The organism is Arthrobacter sp. TmT3-37 (assembly GCF_054510835.1).
Genome location: NZ_JBTNDU010000002.1, coordinates 99,320 through 123,274 on the forward strand (window position 1 = coordinate 99,320; position 23,955 = coordinate 123,274).

The 23,955-nt window shown below is 69.4% G+C and carries 20 protein-coding genes; 11 read left to right on the plus strand and 9 right to left on the minus strand.

Annotated elements, in window-relative coordinates; translation table 11 throughout:
* Positions 1 to 45: 45 nt before the first annotated feature.
* On the plus strand, positions 46 to 366 hold the full coding sequence (locus ACX80U_RS03315; protein WP_459267401.1) for a putative quinol monooxygenase: 321 nt from the start codon (positions 46 to 48) through the stop codon (positions 364 to 366).
* A gap of 18 nt (positions 367 to 384) precedes the next feature.
* On the opposite strand, the gene ACX80U_RS03320 is transcribed toward ACX80U_RS03315, so the two are convergent.
* Both ACX80U_RS03320 and ACX80U_RS03325 read right to left on the minus strand, forming a co-directional pair.
* Positions 385 to 939, minus strand: a complete 555-nt coding sequence (locus tag ACX80U_RS03320) for a GNAT family N-acetyltransferase (RefSeq protein WP_208740086.1) — start codon at positions 937 to 939, stop codon at positions 385 to 387.
* A gap of 93 nt (positions 940 to 1,032) precedes the next feature.
* Positions 1,033 to 2,835: a bifunctional metallophosphatase/5'-nucleotidase gene (locus ACX80U_RS03325; protein WP_459267402.1), complete on the minus strand. Its 1,803-nt coding sequence runs from the start codon at positions 2,833 to 2,835 to the stop codon at positions 1,033 to 1,035.
* A 156-nt stretch (positions 2,836 to 2,991) separates the two neighbouring features.
* On the opposite strand from ACX80U_RS03325, the gene ACX80U_RS03330 reads away from it, so the two are divergent.
* A complete protein-coding gene (locus ACX80U_RS03330; protein ID WP_459267403.1) occupies positions 2,992 to 3,978 on the plus strand; it encodes an alpha/beta hydrolase in 987 nt (328 codons plus the stop codon).
* A 179-nt stretch (positions 3,979 to 4,157) separates the two neighbouring features.
* On the opposite strand, the gene ACX80U_RS03335 is transcribed toward ACX80U_RS03330, so the two are convergent.
* The 4 genes from ACX80U_RS03335 to ACX80U_RS03350 are packed head-to-tail and all read right to left on the minus strand — an operon-like array spanning position 4,158 to position 8,025.
* The gene (locus tag ACX80U_RS03335) at positions 4,158 to 4,721 is read right to left on the minus strand and encodes a dihydrofolate reductase family protein (protein ID WP_133082915.1); all 564 of its coding nucleotides are present in this window, start codon (positions 4,719 to 4,721) and stop codon (positions 4,158 to 4,160) included.
* A 54-nt stretch (positions 4,722 to 4,775) separates the two neighbouring features.
* Positions 4,776 to 5,669, minus strand: a complete 894-nt coding sequence (locus ACX80U_RS03340; protein ID WP_459267404.1) for an alpha/beta fold hydrolase — start codon at positions 5,667 to 5,669, stop codon at positions 4,776 to 4,778.
* Positions 5,666 to 6,517 (minus strand): SDR family NAD(P)-dependent oxidoreductase, encoded by an 852-nt coding sequence (locus tag ACX80U_RS03345; RefSeq protein WP_459267405.1) that lies wholly within the window; start codon positions 6,515 to 6,517, stop codon positions 5,666 to 5,668. The genes ACX80U_RS03340 and ACX80U_RS03345 overlap by 4 nt, the downstream gene beginning before the upstream one ends.
* Positions 6,514 to 8,025, minus strand: a complete 1,512-nt coding sequence (locus tag ACX80U_RS03350) for a flavin-containing monooxygenase (protein ID WP_459267406.1) — start codon at positions 8,023 to 8,025, stop codon at positions 6,514 to 6,516. Before ACX80U_RS03350 ends, ACX80U_RS03345 begins: the two co-directional genes overlap by 4 nt.
* A gap of 70 nt (positions 8,026 to 8,095) precedes the next feature.
* On the opposite strand from ACX80U_RS03350, the gene ACX80U_RS03355 reads away from it, so the two are divergent.
* Together ACX80U_RS03355 and ACX80U_RS03360 are read left to right on the plus strand one after the other, a co-directional pair.
* Positions 8,096 to 9,205, plus strand: a complete 1,110-nt coding sequence (locus tag ACX80U_RS03355; RefSeq protein ID WP_459267407.1) for an AraC family transcriptional regulator — start codon at positions 8,096 to 8,098, stop codon at positions 9,203 to 9,205.
* Positions 9,183 to 10,166 (plus strand): LacI family DNA-binding transcriptional regulator, encoded by a 984-nt coding sequence (locus ACX80U_RS03360; RefSeq protein WP_459267408.1) that lies wholly within the window; start codon positions 9,183 to 9,185, stop codon positions 10,164 to 10,166. The genes ACX80U_RS03355 and ACX80U_RS03360 overlap by 23 nt, the downstream gene beginning before the upstream one ends.
* Positions 10,167 to 10,342: 176 nt before the next feature.
* On the opposite strand, the gene ACX80U_RS03365 is transcribed toward ACX80U_RS03360, so the two are convergent.
* Complete coding sequence (locus tag ACX80U_RS03365; protein WP_459267409.1) at positions 10,343 to 12,235, minus strand: adenylyl cyclase; 1,893 nt, start codon at positions 12,233 to 12,235, stop codon at positions 10,343 to 10,345.
* A gap of 225 nt (positions 12,236 to 12,460) precedes the next feature.
* Here ACX80U_RS03365 and ACX80U_RS03370 point away from each other — a divergent pair, with 225 nt between their 5' ends.
* Positions 12,461 to 12,775 carry a DUF6457 domain-containing protein gene (locus tag ACX80U_RS03370; RefSeq protein WP_133082869.1) on the plus strand — a complete coding sequence of 105 codons (315 nt, stop codon included), beginning with the start codon at positions 12,461 to 12,463 and terminating at the stop codon, positions 12,773 to 12,775.
* A 10-nt stretch (positions 12,776 to 12,785) separates the two neighbouring features.
* On the opposite strand, the gene ACX80U_RS03375 is transcribed toward ACX80U_RS03370, so the two are convergent.
* Both ACX80U_RS03375 and ACX80U_RS03380 read right to left on the minus strand, forming a co-directional pair.
* Positions 12,786 to 14,045, minus strand: coding sequence for an MFS transporter (locus tag ACX80U_RS03375; protein ID WP_459267410.1), 1,260 nt, complete (start codon positions 14,043 to 14,045; stop codon positions 12,786 to 12,788).
* A 64-nt stretch (positions 14,046 to 14,109) separates the two neighbouring features.
* Positions 14,110 to 16,527, minus strand: a complete 2,418-nt coding sequence (locus tag ACX80U_RS03380) for an FdhF/YdeP family oxidoreductase (RefSeq protein WP_459267411.1) — start codon at positions 16,525 to 16,527, stop codon at positions 14,110 to 14,112.
* Between the two features lie 343 nt (positions 16,528 to 16,870).
* On the opposite strand from ACX80U_RS03380, the gene ACX80U_RS03385 reads away from it, so the two are divergent.
* The 6 genes from ACX80U_RS03385 to ACX80U_RS03410 all read left to right on the plus strand — a co-directional run bounded on the left by ACX80U_RS03385 (position 16,871) and on the right by ACX80U_RS03410 (position 23,955).
* Positions 16,871 to 17,434, plus strand: a complete 564-nt coding sequence (locus ACX80U_RS03385; RefSeq protein ID WP_459267412.1) for a MarR family winged helix-turn-helix transcriptional regulator — start codon at positions 16,871 to 16,873, stop codon at positions 17,432 to 17,434.
* Between the two features lie 86 nt (positions 17,435 to 17,520).
* Entirely contained in the window at positions 17,521 to 19,335 is a 1,815-nt protein-coding gene (locus tag ACX80U_RS03390) for an MFS transporter (protein ID WP_459267628.1), read from the plus strand.
* A gap of 220 nt (positions 19,336 to 19,555) precedes the next feature.
* Entirely contained in the window at positions 19,556 to 20,572 is a 1,017-nt protein-coding gene (locus ACX80U_RS03395; protein ID WP_459267413.1) for a LacI family DNA-binding transcriptional regulator, read from the plus strand.
* Between the two features lie 117 nt (positions 20,573 to 20,689).
* Positions 20,690 to 21,991, plus strand: coding sequence for an extracellular solute-binding protein (locus ACX80U_RS03400; protein WP_133082863.1), 1,302 nt, complete (start codon positions 20,690 to 20,692; stop codon positions 21,989 to 21,991).
* A 93-nt stretch (positions 21,992 to 22,084) separates the two neighbouring features.
* Complete coding sequence (locus ACX80U_RS03405) at positions 22,085 to 23,047, plus strand: ABC transporter permease subunit (RefSeq protein WP_133082862.1); 963 nt, start codon at positions 22,085 to 22,087, stop codon at positions 23,045 to 23,047.
* Positions 23,047 to 23,955, plus strand: a complete 909-nt coding sequence (locus ACX80U_RS03410; RefSeq protein ID WP_459267414.1) for a carbohydrate ABC transporter permease — start codon at positions 23,047 to 23,049, stop codon at positions 23,953 to 23,955. The genes ACX80U_RS03405 and ACX80U_RS03410 overlap by 1 nt, the downstream gene beginning before the upstream one ends.

Here is a 23,955-nt window from a genome sequence, read left to right on the forward strand (position 1 = left end):
GTTGGAGGAGTACCTGAGCGCATCTCCTTGAGGAAGGCACCATCCATGATCTTCATCGTCGTCAAGTTCACCGTGAAGCCAGAGTGGAGCGACCGCTGGATCGACCTGACCCGCGACTTCACGGAGGCGACGCGGCAGGAACCCGGCAACCTGTGGTTCGACTGGTCGCGCAGCATCGAGGACCCGAACCGGTTCGTGCTGGTCGAGGCCTTCCAGGACGACGCAGCGGAGGCCCACGTGAACAGCGACCACTTCTCGCGAGCGATGCAGGACATGCCGCAGGCGCTCGTGGAGACGCCGGAGATCATCAGCGAGCGTATCGGAGCCGAGGGCTGGGGCCGCATGGGCGAGCTGACCGTCGGCTAGGCGGAGCCGGGCGGCCGGTCAGGCGGCGGTCCGCGTCCGCGCGGGCAACGCCTGCTCGAGGATGAAATCGTCCTCGAAGCGATCGCCGAGACGGAAGCGCTTGGTCCCCACCCTGCGGAAACCGTTCTTCGTGTAGAACCGGAGGGCACGGGAGTTCTCCTGGTTCACGCCGAGCCAGACCCCCGGCAGACCGGATGCGGCGGCGAGCTCCAGGGTGGCGGCCATCAGCGCCGCCGCCGATCCGCGGCCGTGATGGTCGGGATGCACGTAGAACTTGCTGAGCTCCACGACAGGTGAGATCGACAGCGCGGACAGCACGTCGGCGTCCGTCGGCTGGTTCAGCACGATCATGCTGTATCCGGCGATCTCCTCGCCGTCGCGGAGGCACAGGATCGTGTGCCCGGGTGCGTCGATGTTCGCCTCGAACCGCTCGACCGAGAGCTGGGTCTCGATGTGGCGCCGGATGTCCTCCGGCGGCGAATCGGGTGGGCAGGCCAGTGGGAACGTGATGGCTGCGCAGGCCGCCAGGGCCGCTGCGTCGTCGGCCGTCGCCGTCGAGATCTCGATGCTCATGCCTCCAATCTAGGGCGAAAGAACAGCAGGACGCGGACCCGGCGGGTCCGCGTCCTGCTGTTGCCTGTGCCGTTCCTGCGGGAACGGTCCTGCCTAGTCGAAGACCGGCTCGCCGTTCCGGGTGAGCTTCCAGTTCTCCTCGTAGAAGGAGGCAGGGTCGATCGTGCCCTGCGCGATCAGGTAGTCGATGAGCAGCTGGCGGATCTCCGTGGTCTGGTTGACCAGGACCGGTGCCGTGGCGATGTGCGGGAAATTGCCGCCGCCGGACTGCCGGTAGTTGTTCGTGGCCACGGCGAAGCGCTGTGCGGGATCGATCGGTGCCCCGTTGTAGCTGAGGTCGGTGATGCGCTCGCCCACCGGCTTGCTGATGTCGATGTCGTAGGACACCCCGGACATCATGTCGTAGTTGTAGTCGGGGGTGCCTGCCGCATTCGTGAGCGTCGCGGGGTCCACCGGGGCGCCCGGAGCGGTCTGGGCGAAGTACTTCGCCGAGTACTCGAGGTAGTCCTTGACCTGGGCGCCGGTCATCTCGACGCCGAACAGTGTGTTCGGGAAGACGTACAGACCGGCCATGTCACGGATGGTGACGGGCCCCTCGGGGATCACGGCGGCGCGGTTGAACGGTGCCACGATGGACAGGACCGGCAGGTCGGCCTGCGGCGTCCCCTCCAGGGCCCCGTCGACCGCCTGGGCCTGGACCTCGTTGACGAAGTCCATGACGGCGGTGTCGCGGAAGCGCGAATCGGCGGCGGACATGGTCTCGGTCGCGGTGCCGATCGCGGTGTTCACGTAGTCGATGACGCGCTGGTGCTGTTCTGCGGCGATGGCCGAGATCTTCGGGTCCGCTTCGACGGTATTGGTGTCGAGCAGCTCCGAGTTCGCCGAGGTGACGTCCCACTGGCCGCGCACCTTCGTCAGCTCGAAGTCCAGGACGGACAGGCGCATGCCCCAGTTCTTCGGCTCGGTGAGCAGCACCTGCTCACCGGTCTGCCGGTTGGTGACGAACCGCTCGGGGATCTCCTGGTGCTCGTGGCCCGCGAGGATCGCGTCGATACCGGGCACCTGTTCGGCGATCAGCGTCGAGGCGTTCTCGACCGGCAGCCCGCCCCCGTAGGAGGACGTGCCCGACGGGCCGGAGTGGGAGCTGACGACGACGACGTCCGCTCCCGCGGACTTCATCTCGGGGACGTACTTCCGGGCCTGCTCCACCATGTCGAGGAACTCGAGGTCCCCCTCGACGTTGTTCCTGTCCCAGATGGCGCTGCCGGGCGTGGTCAGCCCGAGGATGCCGACCCGGATGGGCTTCTGGCCCGCGAGCTTGATCGTCTTGATGACGTACGGCGTGAAGGCGTCCTCACCCGTGGTCGCGTTCTTGACGTTGGCGCCGAGCAGCGGGAAATCGAGCTGGTCCTCGTAGGTCCGCAGGAGGGGCAGTCCGTAGTTGAACTCGTGGTTGCCGAGCGTGGTGGAGTCGTAGCCCATGGCGTTCATCGCGGCGGCCATGGGGTGCAGCTCGCCGGTCTCGTCCACGGGGTCGGTGTTGGCGTAGTAGTCCGTGAGCGACGTGCCCTGGATGGTGTCGCCGTTGTCGATCAGCAGCGTCGACTCCTCGCCGCGGTCGGCGCGGACCTGGTTCACGAGGGTGGAGATCTTCGCGAGTCCGACGTCGTTCCCGGCGGCGTCGTCGTACTCCGCGTTCTTGAAGTAGTCCCAGTTCTCGATGTAGCCGTGGAGGTCGCTGGTACCCAGGACGGTGATCGAGACCGGCTTGTCCTGCGGGCCCTTGCTCCCGCCGGGTGCGGCGGTCGCTGCGGGTGCGAGGGTGAGGGCGGCGGCGCAGCCGACGGCGATGGCCGTGAGTGCGCGACGGTGCCCCCGGGTGAGGCTGTATGACACGGTGAATCAGCTCCTGTTGGTGTGCGGTGGCGACAGCATATCGGTGACCGATGACACACTGGGAACGGGGATCGGACGGCGGATGAACGTCGCGGATCGCCCCGGGGCCGGCCAGGAAAGGTCCCGTTCACCCGGAGAAGGCAGGGAGGACCGCCAGTGACGACGACACAGCACCAGGACGAGTACCGCGAGGACGTCCTGGGGCCCGGCTACGAGGTGCGGACGCTGCCGCTGCGGCCCGACGACGAGGGGGAGGTCGTCGCGACGCTCGTCCGCAGCCGTGTGCCGGGCGGATCCCGGCGGGCCGTCCTCTACGTCCACGGCTTCGTGGACTACTTCTTCCAGACGGACCTCGCCGACGCCTGGCGGGACGCAGGGTTCGACTTCTACGCGCTGGACCTGCGGAAGTACGGACGGTCCCTCCGCGCGCACCAGACCCCGAACTACATCCCGGCTCTCGAGGACTACGACGAGGAGCTCGACGAGGCGGCGCGCATCATCCGGGAGGACGAGGGCCACGACGTCCTCGTGGTCATGGCGCACTCGACCGGTGGGCTGGTCACGTCCCTGTGGGCCGACCGGCGGCGCGGTCGAGGGATCGTCGACGCGCTCGCCCTCAACAGCCCGTGGTTCGACCTCAACGCGAGCCTCTTCCAGCGCACCTTCGGAACCGCGGCGGTCCACCGGATCGGTACGCTGCGGCCGCGCGTCGTGGTCGGGAAGGTCGGCTCCGCGTACGGCCGGTACCTGCACCGGGAGACCGGCGGGGCCTGGGAGTACGACCTGGCGTGGAAGCCGCACGGCGGCTTCCCCGTCGTCGCGGGGTGGCTGCGTGCCGTCCGTCGCGGCCATGCAGAGCTCAACCGCGGGCTCGCCATCGACTGCCCCGTCCTCGTCGCCTGTTCCGACGCCACCTCGAACCCCACGACGGAGCCCGACCGCATCTCGTCGACCGACGTGGTGCTCGATGTCGCCCACATCGCGGGGCGTGCCCCCAAGCTCGGTCGGCTCGTCACCCTGGTGCGAATCGCGGGTGGCATCCATGACCTCGCGCTCTCGCCCGAGCCGGCCCGTGCCGCGTTCTTCGCCGAACTCGACCGGTGGCACAGGGCCTACGTCCCGTCGGTGGCCGCCGACCGCTGATCGGGGCATGCCGCGCCGATCCTGCCCGTCCAGCGGGGCGTGCCGCGCCGGTCCTGCCCACTGATCGGCCTCGATCAGTGGGCAGGAAACGGTATGCCCACTCATCGGCTCCGACCGGTGGGAGGAACCGAACCTGCGGTGCCGCGTACGAGCGGGCATTCCGGACAGGGTTCCCCGCCCTACTGCGGTCCGGGGCCGACGTCGTAGGTCAGGAACGCGAACTGCCCCTGCTGCTCGACGGACCGCAGCGTGAGGCGGTCCGATTCGACGCGCAGGGGCAGCACCGGTGCGCCTCCCGGCAGCGCGACGGGTGCCACGGCCACCTGGATCTCGTCGAGCAGTCCGGCGGTGAGGAACTGGCCGGCGAGGTCGCCGCCGCCGACGATCCAGATGTCCTTCCCACCAGCGGCCTGCCTCACCCGGTCGACGACGGCGCGGACGTCACCGGCGACGAGCCGCACGTCCGCGCCCGCCGGGATCGGCAGGTCCCTGGTGCTGAAGACGAAGGTGGGACGCTCGCCGTACAGTGTGCCCCACCTGCCGGGATCGTCGAGGAGCCCCTCGAAGGCGAGGACCCACTCGTACGTCGTCGAGCCCTGCACCAGCACCCCGACGGTGCCGAGGAATCGCTCGTAGGAGCCCGGCGGGGGCGGTTCGACGGCGAAGAGCCAGTCCAGGGAGTTGTGCTCGTCGGCGATGAAGCCGGTGATGGTCGAGGCCGTGTAGTAGATCACGCGCGTCATGGTCCATCTCATCACGGACCCTGCGCGGAGGTAAGGGGAGGGGGAGCGGCTGGACTAGTCCTCCACGCCTCGGATGAACCGCCGCACGAGGGCGTCGAATTCCTCTTCCCGCTCGATCTGCGGCATGTGCCCGCACTTCTCGAAGAGGTGGAACTCCGCGTGGGGGAACACCGTGCGCGCGTGCTCCAGGTGCGACGCGGGCAGGACGCGGTCCTCGTCGCCCCAGACCACGAGCGTCGGTTTCAGCTGCGCTGCGACGGTGCGGAGCAGCCGGGTCCGCCAGCGCCGGCGTACTCCGCGGAGGGTGCCGAGGTGGCGGGCGACGGCGAGCAGGACGTCGTCGTGGCCGGGGTTCGCGCCGACGGCCTGCGCGTGGTCGAGGCGTTCCTCGGTCACGAACCTCCTGTCGTAGAACAGGGCGCGTTCGGTGCGGTACGCGGTCTTGCGGGACTTGTCCTTCATGAGCCTGCGGCCCACCGGTGTGATGGCGAGGATGCGCAGTGCGAGCGTGACCTCCCTGCCGAAGCCGGCGCTGTTCACGAGCACGAGGCTCCGGACGCGCTGCGGCGCCAGTGCGCTGATCTTCATGGCGACCGCCCCGCCGAGGGAGTTGCCGACCAGGTGCAGGGGCCGGTGCTCACCCAGGGTGTCGAGCGCGGCGAGCACGAACCGCGCCATCGATTCCATCGAGTACCGCCCCCGGGTGCGCTCGGACAGCCCGAAGCCCGGCAGGTCCACGCTGATCACACGGTGGTCCGGCGCGAGCCGGCCGTACAGCCCCTCCCAGTCCTCGAGGCTGCGGCCGATGCCGTGCAGCAGGAGGACCGGTGGCTTTCCCCGGGCGCCTTCGTCCCGGAAGCGGACGCGGATCCCGTCCACCCGCAGGTAGCCGCCGTCGTGCCGGGATTCCGCCGGTCCGGACGCGTGACCCGCCCGTGCCCCGCTCACCGGCGGACCGTCCGGGCGAGGCGGACGAGCTGCGAGGCGCGCCGCTCGAGCAGGCCGAAGGACATCGGCGCCACCCGGGCGACGACGTCGGGCACCTTGGCGCTCAACCCGATCAGCAGGCGGGGCCGGCGGGTCTTCACGGCCTCGAGCATGAGCTCGGCGGCCCGTTCCGCGGGGAAGGTGAGGAGCTTGTCGAAGTCGTTCCGGGCAGCCTTCACCTCGGCCTCGTCGAGGTTCCCGCCGATCCGGGCGTTGCGTGCGATGTCCGTCCGGATGCCGCCGGGGTGCACGGTCGTGGTGCCGATGCCGCGCGGCAGGAGCTCGTTGCGCAGGGCCTCCGTGAAGCCGCGCAGCGCGAACTTGCTGGACGAGTAGGCGGTCTGTCCCTTCGGTCCCACGAGGCCGAACAGGCTCGAGACGTTGACGATGTGGCCGCCCGGGCTGATCCTCGGCAGCAGGTGGTGCGTAAGCAGGACCGGTGCGGTGAAGTTGACGGCCATGACCCATTCGAAGTCCGCGATGCTGATCTGGTCGAAACGCCCGGCGAGTGCCACCCCCGCGTTGTTGACCAGCAGGTCCACGGCGTCGGTCGCGGCGAGGAGGTCGGCCGCGAGGCCCTCGACGGCGGCGCGGTCGGAGAGGTCCGCGACGAAGGGCGTCACCCGGATGCCCGGGTAGGTGGCGCGGAGGAACGAGACGACGGCGTCGAGCCGTGCCGCATCGCGATCGACGAGGAGCAGGGTGCTCCCGCGCTCGGCGAGGCCGCGGGCAAGGTGCTCGCCCATCCCGCCGGCGGCCCCGGTGACGACGGCGGTGGCACCGGCGAACCGGAACGGGCGAAGGCTCATGCGTGGATCTCCTGTAGCTCGGGTGCGGGGGCGGCGGGCGGTGCGGGAGCATCGAAGACCATGTTCTTCGCGAGATTGCCGTGCAGTGCGGTCGGCGCGTCGAGCAGGTAGTTCTGGCGCATGGTCCACGGCTGCCGGTCGCCCTGCTTGGGGAAGGCCGAGACCGCGCGCTGCACGTATCCGGAGGTGAGGTCGAGGATCGGCCGTGCCGTCATCGCGCCGTCGGTGACGGGCGCACCGTACCGGTGGCCGCGGCGGTCCAGATATTTGATGAGGCGGCAGACATAGCGCGAGCTGAGGTCCGCGCGGAGCGTCCACGAAGCATTGGTGTACCCCACGCAGAGGGCGAGGTTCGGGACCCCGCTCACCATGAGCCCCCGGTACACCCAGGAGTCGCCGAGGTCCACGGGGTGCCCGTCGACGGTGAAGGTGGCCCCGCCGAGGGGCAGCATCGACAGCCCGGTGGCGGTCACGACGACGTCGGCCTCGAGTTCCTGCCCGGACGCGAGCCGGATGCCGCGGTGTGTGAAGGTGTCGATCGTGTCCGTGACCACGGAGGCCTTCCCGGACTTCAGGGATCGGAAGAAATCCGCACTCGGCGCGACGCAGAGGCGCTGGTCCCACGGGTTGTAAGCCGGGGTGAAGTTCTCCTGCACGGTCCTCTCGTCGCCGAGGATGCGCGCCGTCTGGGTGCGGATGAGTTTCTTGGCGAGTTCCGGGCGGCGGCGGCACAGCTGGTAGAAGGCCTGCGTGAACAGGACGTTCTTGGCGCGGGCCACGTGGTGGGCGAGCCCCGCGGGCAGATGGCGGCGCGCTGCGTCGGAGAACCTGTCACGGCTCGGCACGGCCGTGATGTAGGTGGGGGAGCGCTGGAGCATCGTCACGTGCGCGGCGTCGTCTGCCATCGACGGGACGAGGGTGACGGCGGTGGCGCCGCTGCCGATCACGACGACGCGCTTGCCCGCGTAGTCCAGGTCCTCGGGCCAGAACTGGGGGCGGACCACCTCGCCCTCGAACGATCCGAGGCCGGGGAAGGCCGGCTCGTGCCCGTGCTCGTAGTCGTAGTAGCCGCTGCAGAGGTAGAGGAACCCGCACGTGAGCTGCCTGCGCTCCGTGCCGCCGTCGTCGTCCGTGACCTCGAGTTCGAGGGTCCACCGGGCGTCCCGGGAGGACCACGCCGCACCGACGAGTCTGGTGCGGAACCGGATACGCTCGCGGATCCGCGGGTCCTCCGCGGTGTCGCGGATGTACCGGAGGATCGACGAGCCGTCGGCGATGGCCTTGGCCTCGGTCCACGGGCGGAAGGGGTAGCCGAGGGTGAACATGTCGCTGTCGGAGCGGACGCCGGGGTACCGGAACAGGTCCCAGGTGCCGCCGATGGCACTGCGGGCTTCCAGCACGGCGAAGGTCTTGCCCGGCAGCTCGGTGGAGATGCGGTAGGCGGCGCCGATACCCGAGAGTCCGGCGCCCACGACGACGACGTCGAGATGTTCGAGGGGGGTTTCCATAGGTCCATTATTTCCGCGGCCGACACTCGAGCGCTTGACTTCACACGACACCTCTTTACCCTTGGACGACATGGGCTCCGTCATCCGATCCGCCGGCATGCGCGGCTTCCGCGCGGTCGTGGAGCAGTCCGGGGGTGACGCCGAGGCGCTCGCGGGCAGGTACCGCGTGCCGCTCGCGGCGCTCGACAGCGACGACGTCCTCGTGCCCGACGTCGCGATGGCGAAGCTCCTCGAGGGTGCGGCGCGTGAGCTGCCCTGCCCGGACCTCGGGCTGCGCATCTCCGAGTACCAGGACATCGGCATCCTCGGACCGCTCGCCGTCGCCGTCCAGAATTCCCCGACCGTCGGGGCTGCGCTGGAGTGCGCATCCCAGTTCCTCTTCCTGCACAGTCCCGTGCTGCGCTTCACGATCGTGCCCGACCCGGAGGGGCGCCCCGGTGATGTGGGCCTCTGCTACGGGTCCTCGGAAGGGACGCTGCCCCGGCAGGCCACCGACGCCATCCTCGCCTTCGCCCACCGCATGATCCGCTTCCTGCTGAACGGCCCGTACGGGCTCCACTCCGTGCACCTCTCGCACCTGCCGAGGGCGTCCGCGGCGCGCTATGCCGAGTTCTTCGGCGCCGAGGTGCGATTCGGGCAGCCCGCGTCGCTGTTGCGTGTCCCGCGGAACCTGCTCGACCGGCCGCTCGCAGGCGTCGACGGGACACTCCGCGAGATCGCCCTGGACTACCTCCGCGCCCACTTCCCCGAGCCAGGGCGCGTCGTGGCACCGCAGGTCCGCAACGCCATCGACCGCATGCTGGGCACCTCGCCGGCCGGGATCGATTCCGCGGCCAGGCTCCTGGGGATGCATGCACGGACACTCCAGCGCAGGCTGGCCGCCGAAGGCACCTCGTTCGGGGCGCTGCTCGACGACGTCCGGCGGGACTCCGCACTCCGCCTCCTGACGCGCACGGACCTGCCGCTGCAGCAGGTCGCCGGGCTGGTCGGGCTGTCCGAGCAGTCGGCCCTCACACGGTGTGTCCGCCGGTGGTACGGCAAAACGCCGAGCGCGGTGCGCTCCGGTGGGGCAGCCGGCGTCGGGCCCGTCCCCCCACGGGTCCCGACCGCCCGCACCTACACTGACAGACAGGACACGCAGGTGATGAGGGGGAGCGGTGGCAGGGATCACGAGCGCTGACGTCGCCCGCGAGAGCGGGGTGTCGCGCACCACCGTCAGCTACGTCCTGACCGGGCGGGACGGCGTCAACATCTCGGCCGAGACCCGCCGCCGCGTACGGGAGACCGCGATCCGCCTCGGGTACGCCCCGTCGGCGGCAGCCCGGGCGTTGCGCACCGGTCGCAGCGACCTGGTGCTGTGCCTCCTGCCGGACTGGCCCGTCGGTCCGGTGATCGAGACCCTGCTCGACGAACTCGCCGACGGACTCGCGGGCCGCGGGCTGTCGGTCCTCGTGCACCACGGCCGGGGATCCCGCCCCCTCACCGATCTCTGGCGGGCGGTGACGCCGCGTGCGGTGATCGGCTTCGCACCGTTCGCCGGGGACGACCTCCTCGCCATGCGCCAGGCCGGCATCCAGGTGCTCGGGACCCTCGGCGAGGAGCACCAGCCCCAACCGGACCTGCCGTCCCGGAGCCAGCTGGAGATCGGCGCGCTGCAGGTCCGGCGGCTCGCGGAACGACAGGGCGCGCGGATCGGCTACGCCTGGCCTCCGGATCCCCGGCTCGAGGTCTTCGCCCGCGACCGCCTCATCGGTGTGCAGCGCGCCTGCTCGGAACTGGGACTCCCGGACCCGCACGTGCTGCCGGTCGCCCTCGACGTGCCCGCTGCCGTCACCGCCGTCCGGGCCTGGCGGGAGCAGGGCGTCACGGCGGTCGCGGCCTACAACGACGACGTCGCGCTCGCGGTCCTCGCGGGTCTGCGGGCGGAGGGACTGGACTGTCCCGGCGACTGTGCGGTGGTGGGTGTCGACGACGTCCCGGCTGCACGCCTCGCGGCGCCTCCGCTCACGACGGTCTCGCAGTCCATCGAGGTCCAGGCACGATATCTGGCGGCCCTCGTGCTGGCCGATCTCGACGGCTCGGAGGAGAAGCCCGGGCATCCCGGTCACGGACTGCACCTCGTGGAGCGGGAGTCCGCCTGACACTGCCGTCGGAGGCACCGGTGCCACGCAGGTCGGCAAGCCCGCCCGGGTGCACCGCGACGGCAGCGCGGTCCCGAGCCCAGGCACAGGCGTACGGACACAGCACGCAGGAAGGGCCGGAGCAATGCTCCGGCCCTCCCTGCTGCATGGAATCATGCGCCCGCAGGAATGCCTCCCTACGGGTAGCGCTCCACGTAGCTCGGCGTCCCCGTGTTGGCGTTGCTCACCGGTGCGCCGGTGTCGTTCACCACGTGGTCGATCGTCCCTGCACCGAGGTTGACGGTCAGGACGTGGTCCAGCACCACCCCGGGGGTGTCCGGCACCTCGAAGCCGCGCGTCGCATGGATGGTCGGATCCACGTTGGTGAAGATGTACGAACCGCCGCCCGCCAGGGAGTGGTGCTTCACGTCGTCGGCCACCTTGTAGCCGGCCCAGCCGAGGACGCCGTCGTGCTGCCATGCGGCCTGGGTGGGCGGATCGTAGGGGAGTTCGTTCTGGAAGAAGACCGTGCGGCCGTTCTCGCCGTTCCAGATGACGTTGTACTCCTGGTAGTGCTCCACGAACAGGCCCGTGGCCGTGACGTCGTCGCCGTTCACGATCACGCCGTTGCGTCCCGTGCTGACGTCCCAGCCGAAGGACCCCTCGTTGCCGTGGTCGGCGCGCCACACCCAGGTGTGGTCGATCAGCACGTCGTCGCTGTTGATCTCGAGGCTCACATCCGCCTTGCCGACGTGCGGGCCGCCGATGCGGAAGTACACATCGCTCAGCGTCGTCGGGTTGGCGGGGTCGCTGTGCTTCGCGCCGTTGTTGCCGTTCTTCGTCCCGACCTGCAGCAGGACGGGGGAGTTGACGGTGCCGCCGTCGATCGTGACACCGGCGATGACGACGCCGGGCACGTCCGCGACCCGGAGAGGCGTCGCGCCGTCCACGGCGGTCAGGGTGGCGTGGCCGAGCCCGAGGACCACGGTGTCCGCCCGCTTCACCGCGATGGTCTGCGCGATGTCGTAGACGCCGGGAGTGAGGAGGAGATGCCTGCCGCGGGCCAGGGCGTTGTTGATCGCCTGCACGGAGTCGCCCGGACGGGCGACGAAGAAGTCGGACAACGCGATGGTGCGTCCCGGCGTCAGGCCGTCCTTCCACGAGATGCCGCGGGAGTCCAGCTGCGCGGCGGGTACGCGGACGCTGTACGAGCCGGAGCTGTCCGCGAACAGGTACGGCTTCTCGCGGCTGACCGGCGTCCGGTCGACGGTGGTGTACGGGGGAGTGGGGAAGCCCTCGTCGGAGGGGGCGCCCTCGGTGCCGGCGAAGACCTGGTTCCAGACGCCGTTGGACCAGCTGCCGATCTCGCTGTTGCGCGTCAACCACTGCTGCTGGGAGCCGTTGACGATGTCGCCGGCCTTCGAGTCCGCGAGGTAGCCGCCGCTCGCGAACTGGGGACCGGCGGTGCAGTAGTCCATCAGCGAGAGGGTCCCGCCGGTGACGTCCACCCGGCGGAGGGAGACCGCCTGGGAGACGGCCCAGAAGTTGGCCGTGGCCCGGCAGCCGTCCTGGCCGGCGCCGTTGACCTCGAGGGTCAGGTTGGAGAGCGTCCGCCAGAAGTTGTTGAGCGCTATGCAGTTGGTGGTGCCGTTGTCCTCGAGGCAGCGGTTGTAGACCTCGATCTTGCCGTTGATGGTCACATCGGAGGGCGATGCCCCGAGGCCGGCCACCTCGGTGTAGTAGCCGACCTTGAACTGCAGCGGTTCGGCGTCGGTGCCGTACGTGCCGGGCAGGAACAGGAGCGCCTCGCGTTCGGTGCCCATCTCGTTGTCGATCTGCCGGGCGTTGACGGCGTCGACCGCCGCCTGGATCTCGCTGACCGGCATGCTCGGATCGAAGATCGTCACATTGGGCCCGAGGTCCGGCGTGGAGGTCGGAGGGGCTTTCTTCGTGGCGACCGGCGTCGTTCCCGCGGGATCGAGCGGGGGAGCTGCGATGGCCGTTGCTCCTGCGCCGGTGGCCAGGAGCATCGTGGCTCCGAGCACTGCTGCCAGGCGGGTTCGCCCGGTCCTGGCTGTGGGGGGTGTCATGCTGAACGGTTCCTCTCCGTCGAGGTGGTCCTGCCGGGAATCGGCGATGCGCTTGGTGAATCGTGTCACCGAACGATGAGGGAATTACATCCCCGGAGGCAGACGAAGTCAAGGCACACTGCAACGAGCCGTGCCTTGATGGACTGCCGTGCCGGTGCTAAAGCTTGAGGAGCACTGTCGGCGGAGGCCGGCAGCCAGGCACCGCCCCCGACGCGAGGAGACACCATGACAACGCCCGACGACGAAGAGCGCACCCTCAGCGAGTGGAGCCGGACCCTGACCCAGGCCCTGCAGATCCTTGATCTCGAGGTGGACCATCCGCGGATCGTCGAGCTGGCCGAGCGGTCGTCACAGCACGTGTCGCCCTCCGCCGGGGCCATCAGCGCCTTCCTCGTGGGCTATGCCGCCGGCACCGTGACCACGCGCAACCGGGACGAGGCGAGCGCCGCGGTGGAGAAGGCGGCGAACACCGTGACGACCGTTCTCCGGAAGGACGAGGAGACCCGCGAGGAGCAGGGCTGGACGGGCAGCGCCCAGTAGCCTCGAGCGATCAGGCCGGGACCGTGGTCCGGTCCCGGCCTGCCGCGCGCGTGAGGGTCCACCCCAGCACGACGACGACCGGGACGGCCGCTGCCAGGCCGAGGCCCGCGTAGCCCAGCAGGACGAGCGCCGGCCCGGCGAGGGCGCCGCCCAGGGCGCCTGCGAGGTTCATGACGAGATCCGACGAGCCCTGCACCGGCGCGCGCTCCGTGATGTCGACGGCACCTGCGAGGAGCGCCGACGCAGAGACGACACAGGCGGACCAGCCGAGGCCGAGCAGCACCAGGCTCGCGGTCACCCACGCCTCGGAACCGGAGCCCTGCCACGCGGTCAGCAGCGCTGCGAGCAGCAGGACCTGGCCGCAGAGGATGCCGCGGGTGTGCCCGGCCCGGTCGGCGATCCAGCCGAAGACCGGCGAGAGGGCGTACATCCCGGCCACGTGGAGGCTGATGGTCAGTCCCACGACCGTCAGCCCGGCACCGTGGTCGTGCAGGTGCACCGGCGTCATGGACATGAGGGAGACCATGGCAGCGTGGCTCACGGCGATGCTGACCACCGCATACCGCGCGGAGGGATTCCGGGCGAGGACGCCGAGCCCCCGCCGTCGCCCCGGGGGTGCGCTCCCCGCCGGGCGGTCGGCGGCCTGGCGGCGCAGCGCGGTCAGGAGTGGATCCGGACGCAGCCCCAGCGAGTAGACGGCGGCTGCGGCGCCCTGCGCCGCGGCGGAGAAGACGAAGCCCCCACTGAGCGGGGGTATGCCCAGGACGCCCGCCACGGCCTCCCCGGGTTCGAAGAGGTTCGGCCCGAGGACGGCTCCGATGGTCGTGGACCACACCACGACGGCGAGGCTGCGGCCGCGCGTCGCGTCGGTCGCGAGGTCGGTGGCGGCGAAGCGGGCCTGCAGTCCCGTGGCCGACCCGGAACCGAGGAGCACGAGTGCCACGAGCAGCAGCGGGAACAGGGAGAGCGACGCCGCCGTGATGGCGAGCAGCGCACCGGCACCGGCGACGACGGCGCCCGTCGAGAGGGACACACGGCGCCCCCTGCGCTGGGCGAGGGATGCGAGGGGCACGGCTGCGGCCGCCGCACCGAGCGTTGCCATGGTGGACGCCATCCCGGACCAGGCGCTGGACCCCGAGGTCTCCGCGGCGAGCAGCGCACCGAGGGACAGCGTCGCCCCGGCGCCCACGCCGCCCAGGACCTGCGCGACGACGAGGACGCGGATGACGCGACGCTGCTCGTCGTGCTGCTGCTCCCGTTCCTGATCCATCCGGCCCGTCCCTCCTGGTCGCTGACCGGAGCAGTCTACTGGCGGGGAGCCGTCCCGTCGGGCTCTAGGCGTTCGCGGCCTCCGCCTCCTTCACGGGCACTCCCGTTCCGGCGACCGGGAAGCCGTCCGATTCGGCGTCGGGCACCTGGGCCGTCGCCTCGGCGTCGTGTTTCGACGGCGCCGTGTGCGTGCTCGGCTCGAACCGGACGATGATCTGCTTCGACGTGGGGGTGTTGCTGCCCTGTGCCACCTCCTCGAGGGGCACCAGCACGTTCGCCTCGGGATAGTACGACGCCGCGCAACCGCGGGCGGTCGGGTACGAGACGACGCGGTAGGCGCGGAGCACGCGCTGCACGCCGTCGTCGTACACGCCGTGGATGTCCACGTTCTGGCCGTCCTTGAGGCCGAGTTCGGCGATGTCCTCGGGATTGATGAACACCACGTGCCGGCCCTTCTTGACGCCGCGGTAGCGGTCGTTGTTGCCGTAGATGGTGGTGTTCCACTGGTCGTGTGCGCGCAGGGACTGCAGGATCAGCGTCCCCTCGGGTCGCTCGAGATACTCGAGGTCGTTGACGGTGAGGACGGCCTTGCCCGTGGGGGTGTTGAACGTGCGCGAGTCGCGCGGACCGTTCGCCAGGATGAAGCCGCCGTCCTGCCGGATCTTCCGGTTGTAGTCCTCGCAGCCCTCGACCACGTGCGCGATGTGCTCGCGGATGAGGTCGTAGTCCTTCTCGAAGCCCTCCCAGTCGGCGTCGATCTTCCCGTCGATCGTCGCGCGGGCGAGACGGCTGATGATGGCGGGCTCGGAGAGCAGGTTCTCCGAGACGGGCTCCACGCTGCCCCAGGAGGGGTGCACCGCGCACACGGTGTCCTCGACCGAGACGAACTGGACGCCCGTGGCCTGGCGGTCGATCTCGGTGCGGCCCCTGCACGGCAGGATCAGCGCCTCCTTGCCCGTGACGAGGTGCGAGCGGTTGAGTTTGATCGAGATCTGCACGGTCATGTCGGTGTTCTCGAACGCCTTCTCGGCCACCTGCGTGTCCGAGATGGCCGCGACGAGGTTCCCGCCGAGCGCCACGAGCACCTTGACCTTGCCGTCGCGCATGCGCCGGATCGACTCCACGGCGTCGGCGCCGTGTTCCCGGGGCGGCTCGAAGCCGAACTCCTTGCCGAGCGCGTCCATGAACACCGGCGGCATCTGCTCCCAGATGCCCATGGTGCGGTCGCCCTGCACGTTGCTGTGGCCGCGGATGGGGGAGGCGCCCGCACCCGGCTTGCCCATGTTGCCGCGCAGCAGCAGGAGGTTGATCATCTCCTTGATGGTGGCGACGCCCTTCTTCTGCTGGGTGATGCCCATGGCCCAGGTGATGATGACCTTGTCGGCGGCGATGTACCGGGCGGCGAGCTCGTCGATCTCCTCCGTGCGCAGGCCCGTGGCTTCGAGGACGGTGGCCTCGTCGAGGGTCAGCAGGTACTCGCGCAGCTCGTCCAGGCCCTCGCAGTGCTCCTCGAGGAAGGCGTGGTCCAGGACCGAGCCGGGGTTCTTCGCCTCGGCCTCGAAGACGCGCTTGGACACGGCCTGCAGGAGTGCCATGTCGCCGCCGAGGCGGATCTGGAGGAACTGGTCCGCGATCTCGGTGCCCTTGCCGATGACGCCCCGGACCAGCTGCGGGTTCTTGTAGCGCTTGAGCGATGCCTCGGGAAGGGGGTTGACGGCGACGATCTGCCCGCCGCTGCGCTTGCAGGCCTCCAGTTCGGTCAGCATGCGCGGGTGGTTGGTGCCCGGGTTCTGCCCCATGACGATGATGAGGTCCGCGTCCGCGTAGTCGTCGAACGTGACGGTCGCCTTGCCGATGCCGATGGTCTGGCCCATGGCCCAGCCGGAGGACTCGTGGCACATGTTGGAGCAGTCGGGGAGGTTGTTGGTGCCGTAGGCGCGGGCGAACAGCTGGTACAGGAACGCCGCCTCGTTCGAGGTGCGGCCACTGGTGTAGAAGGCCGCCTCGTCGGGGGAGTCGAGGCTCTTCAGCTTGTTCCCGACGATCTCGAAGGCCTCGTCCCAGCTGACCGGGCGGTAGCGGTCCTCGCCGGCAGGCTTGTAGACGGGCTCGACGAGGCGTCCCTGCATGCCCAGCCAGTAGTCGGAATGCGAACGCAGGTCGCTGAGGGAGTGCTCGGACCAGAAGTCGGAGGAGATGACGACGGGCGTCGCTTCCCAGGTGACGGCCTTGGCGCCGTTCTCGCAGAATTCGAAGGTCTTGCGCTTGTGCGGATCCGGCCAGGCGCAGCTCGGGCAGTCGAACCCGTCCTTGTGGTTCATTTTGAGGACGGTCTTCAGGGTGCGCTCCACGCCCATGTGCTCCAGAGCGGGCTTCATGGAGTGGTAGACGCCGGGAATACCGGCCGCCCACTCCTTCGGCCGCTTCTCGACCCGCAGCTCGCTCTCGTCGACTTCTTCTACACGGGGTTCCTTGCGCGTCATGGCGAACGTCCTCTTCCGTGGCCCGGGGGCGGGCACTCCTCGACAGGTGGTCCGGCCTGCCCTTGTGTATCAGGCCTAACAGGGCGTGAGCCGGGACCGCAAGTATCCGGCGCATTCGGCCGGCCTCCTTGACGCGGCGTCGTCCGCAGATCCGGCCGGCTGCGGGACGGGCAGACCCACCGCTGCACAGTATGCGACGACGGTGGACGCGCGGTCCACCGGTTCCAGGGACGGAAAGGAGGTTGAAGGCGACGGACCGGGAGGTGTTTATTTAGTTGACCTAACGAAACGGCAGGCGTACAGTTACTTAGAGCAACGAAGTATATGAGGCCAGGAGTTCCACATGTCGGTAGCGCAGCACACGGCCGCAGAGCTGGTGCACAACATCTTCGACCTGCAGCGCGCGCTGCGGGGAGTGACGGCTGCCGCCATGAAGTACTCCGAGCTGGGGCCGGCCCACACCGGCGTCCTGTTCTTCATCGGGGAGGGTGGCCCGATGCGCGCCTCGGCGCTCGCGGGCAGGCTCGGTATCGGGCCATCCGCGCTGAGCAGGCAGCTCGCGGACCTCGAGCAGTTCGGCTTCGTGATCCGGACCCCGGACCCGCTGGACGGGCGGGCCTGCCTGCTCTCGCTGTCGGGCGAGGGCCGGACGTACCTCGCCGAGACCTACGAGCACAGGGCCGAGGCACTGCGGGAGATCCTCTCCGACTGGACCGAGAGTGAAGCCGAGGCGGCGTCGTCGTCCGTGCGGCACCTCACGGCCGCCCTCCGCTCCGCAGCCTCGCACCCTGGCGGGCCGGCACACCCCGTCCCTCAGGATCCACTCCGCACCACCGCACACCGCACGGGCAACGACGGCCGTCACCACCTGGACCCCTCGTCCGAGACTCCGAAGGAAGAACTCTGATGGCCACCCATCCCACCGAGGCGAAGGTCGCCGAAGCCGCTGCACGGCAGCCGGCCGACGCCGCCCACCACCGCAGCAGCGAGCCCATGAGCCACAAGCAGATCCTGCAGGCCCTCACGGGCCTGCTCGCCGGCCTGTTCACGGCGATCCTGAGCAGCACCATCGTCGCGAACGCGCTGCCCACGATCATGAGCGACCTCAACGGCTCCCAGACGGACTTCGCCTGGGTCATCACCGCCGCGCTGCTCGCCAACGCAGCGACCACCCCGATCTGGGGCAAGTTCTCGGACCTGTTCGACAAGAAGGTCCTGGTGCAGGTCAGCATCGTCATCTTCGTCGCAGGCTCGGTGCTCGCGGGATTCGCCCACACCATCCCGCTGCTCCTCACCGCCCGCGTCATCCAGGGCATCGCCATGGGTGGCCTCACCGCCCTCGCGCAGGCCATCATCGGCACCATCATCGCGCCGCGTGAGCGCGGCCGGTACTCCGGCTACATGGGTGGCGTCATGGCCGTCGCGACCGCCGGCGGACCGCTGCTCGGCGGCTTCATCGTGGACTCGCCGCTCGGCTGGCGCTGGACGTTCTTCGTCTGCGTCCCGCTCGCGATCATCGCCCTGGTGCTGCTGCAGGTCACCCTGAAGCTCCCCGACACGCGCCGCAAGGCACGGATCGACTGGCTCGGTTCCATCCTGCTGACCGCCGGTGTGAGCCTGCTCCTCATCTGGGTCTCCTTCGCCGGCAAGGAGGGCTACTACGAGTGGTTCTCCCGCGAGAGCGCCCTGATGGTGGGTGGCAGCGTGATCCTGCTGGCCCTCCTGCTCGTCGTCGAGGCGAAGGTGGCCGAGCCCATCATCCCGCTCACGATCATCTCTGAGCGCACCACGGCCCTGGCGATCATCGCCTCGATCGCGGTCGGCATCGCCCTGTTCGCCAGCTCGAGCTACCTGGGCCAGTACTACCAGGTGGCCCGCGGCGCCACGCCCACCGAGGCCGGCCTGCTCACGCTCCCGATGATCGCCGGAAACCTGATCGGTTCCATCGGTGCGGGACAGCTCGTCACCAAGTACGGCAAGTGGAAGAGGTACCTCATCGCGGGCGCCCTGTTCCTCATCGCGGGCCTGGGCCTCGCCGGCACCATCGACCACCTGACGGAACTGTGGCTCGTCGGCATCTACACCTTCGTGTTCGGCCTCGGCCTGGGGCTCATGCTGCAGAACCTCGTCCTCGCGGTCCAGAACACCGTGGCGGTCAAGGACATCGGCTCCGCGAGCGCCTCCGTGGCCTTCTTCCGCTCGATGGGCGGAGCGGCGGGCGTCGCGGTACTGGGCGCGATCCTCGGCACCCAGGTGGAGGACAAGACCACCGAGGGCCTCGCCGCGGCCGGCATCCCCGTCACCGGCGGAGCCGCAGGCGGATCACTCGACCTCGTCGACCTCCCTGCCCCTATCGCCGACATCGTGCGGGCCGCCTACGGGGACAGCACGGCCATGATCTTCCTGATCACGGCGGTCATCGCGGTCCTCGGGCTCGTCTGCGTACTCTTCATCAGGGAGACGCCGCTGCGCCGCACGGTCGACTTCGCCCAGGCCGCTCCCGCCGGTCCTGCCGCGTCGATGTCACCTGCGGCAACAGGCACCACGCCGGCCGTCGCCGGTGCGCCGGCAGAAGGAGACGCGGCTGGAGCGCAGGCCGGAGCCGGCTCCGGGGTCGCTTCCCGTCGGGGCGGGGATCCCGTACGGCAGGGCGCGGCGGGGGAGTCCGAGGTCGTCGCGGTGCAGCCGTCCCACGGGCGGCACAGTGCCGGGCCGGTCGAGATCCTCAAGGTCGACCTCGACCGCGTGGCCCGGGAGCTGTCCGAACTGGACATCGAACTGCCGGACGCCGCCGGAGCGCGCCGCTGATCCGGCACACACCCGACAGCATCGACGGAACAGGCCATCGGGATTCCCCGGTGGCCTGTTCCCGTTTCGCGCCGGACACCTTTGTTCCCTTCTTCGACAAACCCCTTGTCGGGAGCAGGAATGTGACGTAGCGTACTGGCAACCGGTCGTCGAAACGTTTAGACGACCGGCAGCCGGAGGATCTGCTCCGGCCCGCGCACCAGCAGACATCGGAGTCGGCATGGCCAATATCCACGACGTCGCCCGCGTCGCCGGTGTGTCCATCAGTACCGTCTCCTACGCGCTGAGCGGCAAGCGGCCCATCGGCGAGAAGACCCGCCGGCGCATCGACGAGGCGGTGCGGGAACTCGACTACATGCCCAATGCCGCCGGTCGGATGCTGGCCGGGACGAGGACGCGCATCTTCGCCCTCACGGCACCCCTGAGGAGCGACACCTACGCGCCGGCGCACATGGCATTCGTGCTGGCAGTGGCGACGGCGGCGAGGAAGTACGACTACGACGTCCTCCTCCTGACCGAGGACGAAGCGACCGACGGCCTCCACCGGGTCTCCTCGAGCAGGCTCGTGGACGGGATCATCGTCCTGGACGTCTCCCTCCATGACGAGCGTGCGGACCTCGTGCGTTCACTCGGTGTCCCGGCAGCCCTCATCGGCGTGCCGGCGGACACGCAGGGGCTCGTCTGCGTGGACCTCGACTTCGAGGCCGCCGCAGCACTGGCGGTGGACCGGCTGGTCGACGCCGGGCACAGGTCGCTGGCCCTGCTCGGCCATCCCCCGATGGTCTACGAACGTGGGTCCAACTTCCCGATGCGGTTCCGCGACGGCTTCCTGCGCAGGGCGGCGGAACGGGGCGTCCGTGCATCCTTCTCGATGGTGGAGAAGGATGCGCCCCACGTCCGGACCGCGCTGACCGGCGTCCTGGACGCTGATCCGGCACCCACCGGTGTCGTCGTGCACGCCGACGAGGGCGTCCACAAGGCGGTCCTCGAGGCCATCGCGGCGCGCGGGCTGTCCGTCCCGGACGATCTCTCGGTCATAGCGGGGGTGCCCACCTTCGATACGTCCGGCTTCACGCCACCGCTGGACGCCATCCCGCTGATCCCGGCGGATTCCTGTACCCGTGCGGTCGAGCTGGCGGTCCAGCAGCTCGACGGCACCGTCGAACCGCGCGTCGAACTCGTCGCGCCGAAATACCGCGACCACGGTTCGGTCGCGGCACCCCGCCCGGGCAGCTAGCGCCGGCGCCATCCACCTATCGGTTCCACCCGACGCGGCACTCCATGGCCGTTCGTCGAAACGTTTCGACAAGATCCGCCCGTCCCCGTGACGGACGACCACTACAAGGGAGTAGGCATGAACAAGAGCAGATTGATCCTGGGGGCCGCCTTCACGGCCGCCGCACTCACCCTGTCGGGATGCTCCGGCTCCGGCTCGGACACCGGATCCGGCGGGGAGGGCGACACCCTCAAGCTGTGGCATTTCGAGAGCGAGACCAGCGCCATGGGAATCGCCTGGACCGAGGCCATCAAGATCTTCGAGGAGGAGACCGGCGCGACGGTCGAGTTCGAGGAGCGCAGCTTCGAGCAGATCCGTTCGACGGCGAGCCAGGTGCTCAACTCGGACGAGGCCCCGGACCTCCTCGAGTACAACAAGGGCAACGCCACAGCAGGCCTGCTGTCCAGCCAGGGCCTGCTGAGCAACCTCGACGACGCCGTGGAGGAGTACGGCTGGGACGACAAGCTCGCCCCGTCCCTGCAGACCACGGCGAAGTACGACGAGCAGGGCATCATGGGTTCGGGCAGCTGGTTCGGCGTCCCGAACTACGGCGAGTTCGTCGAGGTCTACTACAACAAGGACATGTTCGCCGAGGCCGGTCTGGAGGTCCCCACCACGCTCGACGAGTTCGAGGACGTGATGCAGGCGTTCACCGACCAGGGCGTCACGCCCATGGCGGAGTCGGCGGCCGAGTACCCGCTCGGCCAGCTCTGGTACCAGCTCGCCCTCACGCAGGCCGACCGCGGCTGGGTCGAGGACTACCAGCTCTACACGAACCCGGTGGACTGGCAGGGCGAGGAGGTGTCCTTCGCCACGGAGACGGTCAAGGACTGGACGGACAAGGGCTACATCTCCACCAACGCCACGGGCTCGACGGCGGAGGACGCCGGAACGGCGTTCATCAACGGCACGAACCCGATCTTCTTCTCGGGCAGCTGGTGGCACAACCGGTTCACCACCGAGGCCACGGGCTTCGAGTGGGGCACGTTCCTCTTCCCCGAGGCGGAGCTCGCGCCGGGATCCGCGGGCAACATGTGGGCCGTGCCGGAGAACGCCGCGAACAAGGAGCTCGCCTACGAGTTCATCGACATCACCATGCGACCCGAGATCCAGAACCTCATCGGCAACAACGGCGGCGTCCCCGTCGCCGCCGACCCGGCCGACATCACGGACGAGAAGAGCTCGGAACTCATCGCGAACTTCAACCAGCTCACCGAGAAGGACGGCATCGCCTTCTATCCCGACTGGCCCACGCCCACCTTCTACGACGAGCTGAACGCAGGCCTCCAGGAGCTCCTGAACGGCACGATCTCGCCGGAGGAGTTCCAGGAGCAGGTCGGCGGGCAGTACCAGAGCGGCGTCGACGACATCGTCGGCTAGTTCCCCGCATCCGTCCGTGCCGCCGGTCCCCGTTCCCGGACCGGCGGCGCGGACGGCACCCCGCCTGTCCCCGCCCTCGGAAGGTGCAACCCCATGGCGATCGCAACCCGGTCGAAGGAGCGCGCCCAGCGCTCCACCGCCACCCCCAGCCTCATCCCCGGCTCCCGTAGCAGTTCCTTCTGGTTCTACCTGCTGCCCGGCCTCGCCCTGCTCACGCTCATCATCGTGGTCCCGCTGCTGTGGAACGTCTACCTGACCTTCACCTCGTACCGCGGTATCCGCCCGCCGGAGTTCATCGGCCTCGAGAACTGGGTGGAGCTCTTCGGCGACACCACGTTCTGGACCTCGTTCCGCAACTCCGTCGCCATGATCGTCGCGATGGTGGTGGTGCCCACGCTGCTGGGCCTCGTCCTCGCCGCGATGCTGTTCGACCTGATCGGCCGGAAGTTCGGCGGCCGCGTGGCGAGTTTCCTCCGCGCCACCTACTACCTGCCGCAGATCCTGCCCGGTGTCATCGCGGCCATCGTGATCGGCTGGATCCTCCGGCCCGAGAACGGCGCCCTCAACCAGGTGCTCGCCGCCGTCGGGCTGGGCGGCCTGCAGAGCAACTGGCTGGGCAGCCCCGAGACGGCACTCCCCAGCATCATGGTGATCATGGTCTGGGTGCAGCTGGGCTACCCGGTGGTGATCTTCATGGCGGCGCTGCAGCGCGTGGACCCGGAACTGTACGAGGCCGCGGAGCTCGACGGCGCGAACTGGTTCCAGCGCTTCCGGGCCATCACCGTCAGCATCATCCGGCCCGAGATCTTCGTGGTCACCCTCACGTGCGCCATCGCCGCACTGAAAGTGTTCGGTCCCATCTACGCGCTGACCGGCGGAGGACCCGGCAGCTCGACGATCGTCCCCGCCTACTACGCCTACAGCGAGTTCTTCCAGTCCCAGCAGGTGGGCTACGGCGCCACGATCGCCACCGCGCTGACGGTCGTCATCGCCGTCGTCAGCATTCTCTTCGTCCTCGTGCAGACGAGGCTCGAACGCAGCGAGGAGGCACGCTGATGGCCATCACCGAGACCACAGCAGAGAAGACCGCACGTGAAGCGGTCCAGGAACCGCCGCGGCAGCGACGACGCAGCGGGCGGGCACGCAAGACCGCCGGCGACTGGGTGATCCTCGCGGTGGCCGTGCTGATCGGGCTGCTCATCGCCGTCCCGTTCCTGCTCATCCTCGCCAATTCGTTCAAGTCACCCACGGACTACGCCTCCGGCGGGCCGCTCTCGCTCCCGTCGTCGCTCTACTTCGACGGCATCACCGCGTTCTGGGAGCGCGTCGACTTCCCGCGCAAGCTCTGGAACAGCTTCTTCATCAGTTCCGTGGTGGCGGTGCTCGCCGTCGGGATCTCCATGTTCAACGCCTTCGCCCTGGGCATCGGACGCGTGCGGGGCCGGACCTGGCTGGTGCTGCTGATCCTGCTCGCCAACATGCTGCCGCAGGAGGTGCTGCTGTACCCGCTGTACTTTCTGTTCCGGCAGGTGGGCCTCTACGACAGCCAGTGGGCCGTGATCATCATCTTCACCGTCATCCAGAGCGCGTTCGGCACCTATCTCCTGGCCTCGGTGTACGGCACCTTCCCGAAGGAGCTGCTGGAGGCGGCGTCACTCGACGGCGCGAGCCGCTGGCAGATCCTGTGGCGTGTGATCTTCCCGATCTCGCGGCCGACCCTGAGCGTGCTGCTGATCTTCTTCTTCATCTGGACCTGGAACGAGTTCCTGATCCCGCTGACGTTCCTCGTGGGCAACGACAACCAGACCGTCCCCGTGGCGATCACGGTCCTGCAGGGCGACCGCCTCATGGACGTCACCACCACCAGCGCCTCCGCCCTCCTCGGGCTCCTTCCCACCCTGATCTTCTTCCTCATCTTCCAGCGCACCCTCACCCGGGGCATCACGGCAGGAGCAGTCAAGTAA

Excerpts from the sequence above, each read along its gene's own strand:
- ACX80U_RS03405 (WP_133082862.1), top strand. The coding sequence starts at position 22,085 with ATGGCGATCGCAACCCGGTCGAAGGAGCGCGCCCAGCGCTCCACCGCC.
- ACX80U_RS03375 (WP_459267410.1), bottom strand. The coding sequence starts at position 14,045 with ATGGATCAGGAACGGGAGCAGCAGCACGACGAGCAGCGTCGCGTCATC.
- ACX80U_RS03335 (WP_133082915.1), bottom strand. The coding sequence starts at position 4,721 with ATGACGCGCGTGATCTACTACACGGCCTCGACCATCACCGGCTTCATC.
- ACX80U_RS03345 (WP_459267405.1), bottom strand. The coding sequence starts at position 6,517 with ATGAGCCTTCGCCCGTTCCGGTTCGCCGGTGCCACCGCCGTCGTCACC.
- ACX80U_RS03380 (WP_459267411.1), bottom strand. The coding sequence starts at position 16,527 with ATGACGCGCAAGGAACCCCGTGTAGAAGAAGTCGACGAGAGCGAGCTG.
- ACX80U_RS03410 (WP_459267414.1), top strand. The coding sequence starts at position 23,047 with ATGGCCATCACCGAGACCACAGCAGAGAAGACCGCACGTGAAGCGGTC.
- ACX80U_RS03315 (WP_459267401.1), top strand. The coding sequence starts at position 46 with ATGATCTTCATCGTCGTCAAGTTCACCGTGAAGCCAGAGTGGAGCGAC.
- ACX80U_RS03350 (WP_459267406.1), bottom strand. The coding sequence starts at position 8,025 with ATGGAAACCCCCCTCGAACATCTCGACGTCGTCGTCGTGGGCGCCGGA.
- ACX80U_RS03355 (WP_459267407.1), top strand. The coding sequence starts at position 8,096 with ATGGGCTCCGTCATCCGATCCGCCGGCATGCGCGGCTTCCGCGCGGTC.
- ACX80U_RS03320 (WP_208740086.1), bottom strand. The coding sequence starts at position 939 with ATGAGCATCGAGATCTCGACGGCGACGGCCGACGACGCAGCGGCCCTG.
- ACX80U_RS03395 (WP_459267413.1), top strand. The coding sequence starts at position 19,556 with ATGGCCAATATCCACGACGTCGCCCGCGTCGCCGGTGTGTCCATCAGT.
- ACX80U_RS03390 (WP_459267628.1), top strand. The coding sequence starts at position 17,521 with ATGAGCCACAAGCAGATCCTGCAGGCCCTCACGGGCCTGCTCGCCGGC.
- ACX80U_RS03370 (WP_133082869.1), top strand. The coding sequence starts at position 12,461 with ATGACAACGCCCGACGACGAAGAGCGCACCCTCAGCGAGTGGAGCCGG.
- ACX80U_RS03385 (WP_459267412.1), top strand. The coding sequence starts at position 16,871 with ATGTCGGTAGCGCAGCACACGGCCGCAGAGCTGGTGCACAACATCTTC.
- ACX80U_RS03365 (WP_459267409.1), bottom strand. The coding sequence starts at position 12,235 with ATGACACCCCCCACAGCCAGGACCGGGCGAACCCGCCTGGCAGCAGTG.
- ACX80U_RS03400 (WP_133082863.1), top strand. The coding sequence starts at position 20,690 with ATGAACAAGAGCAGATTGATCCTGGGGGCCGCCTTCACGGCCGCCGCA.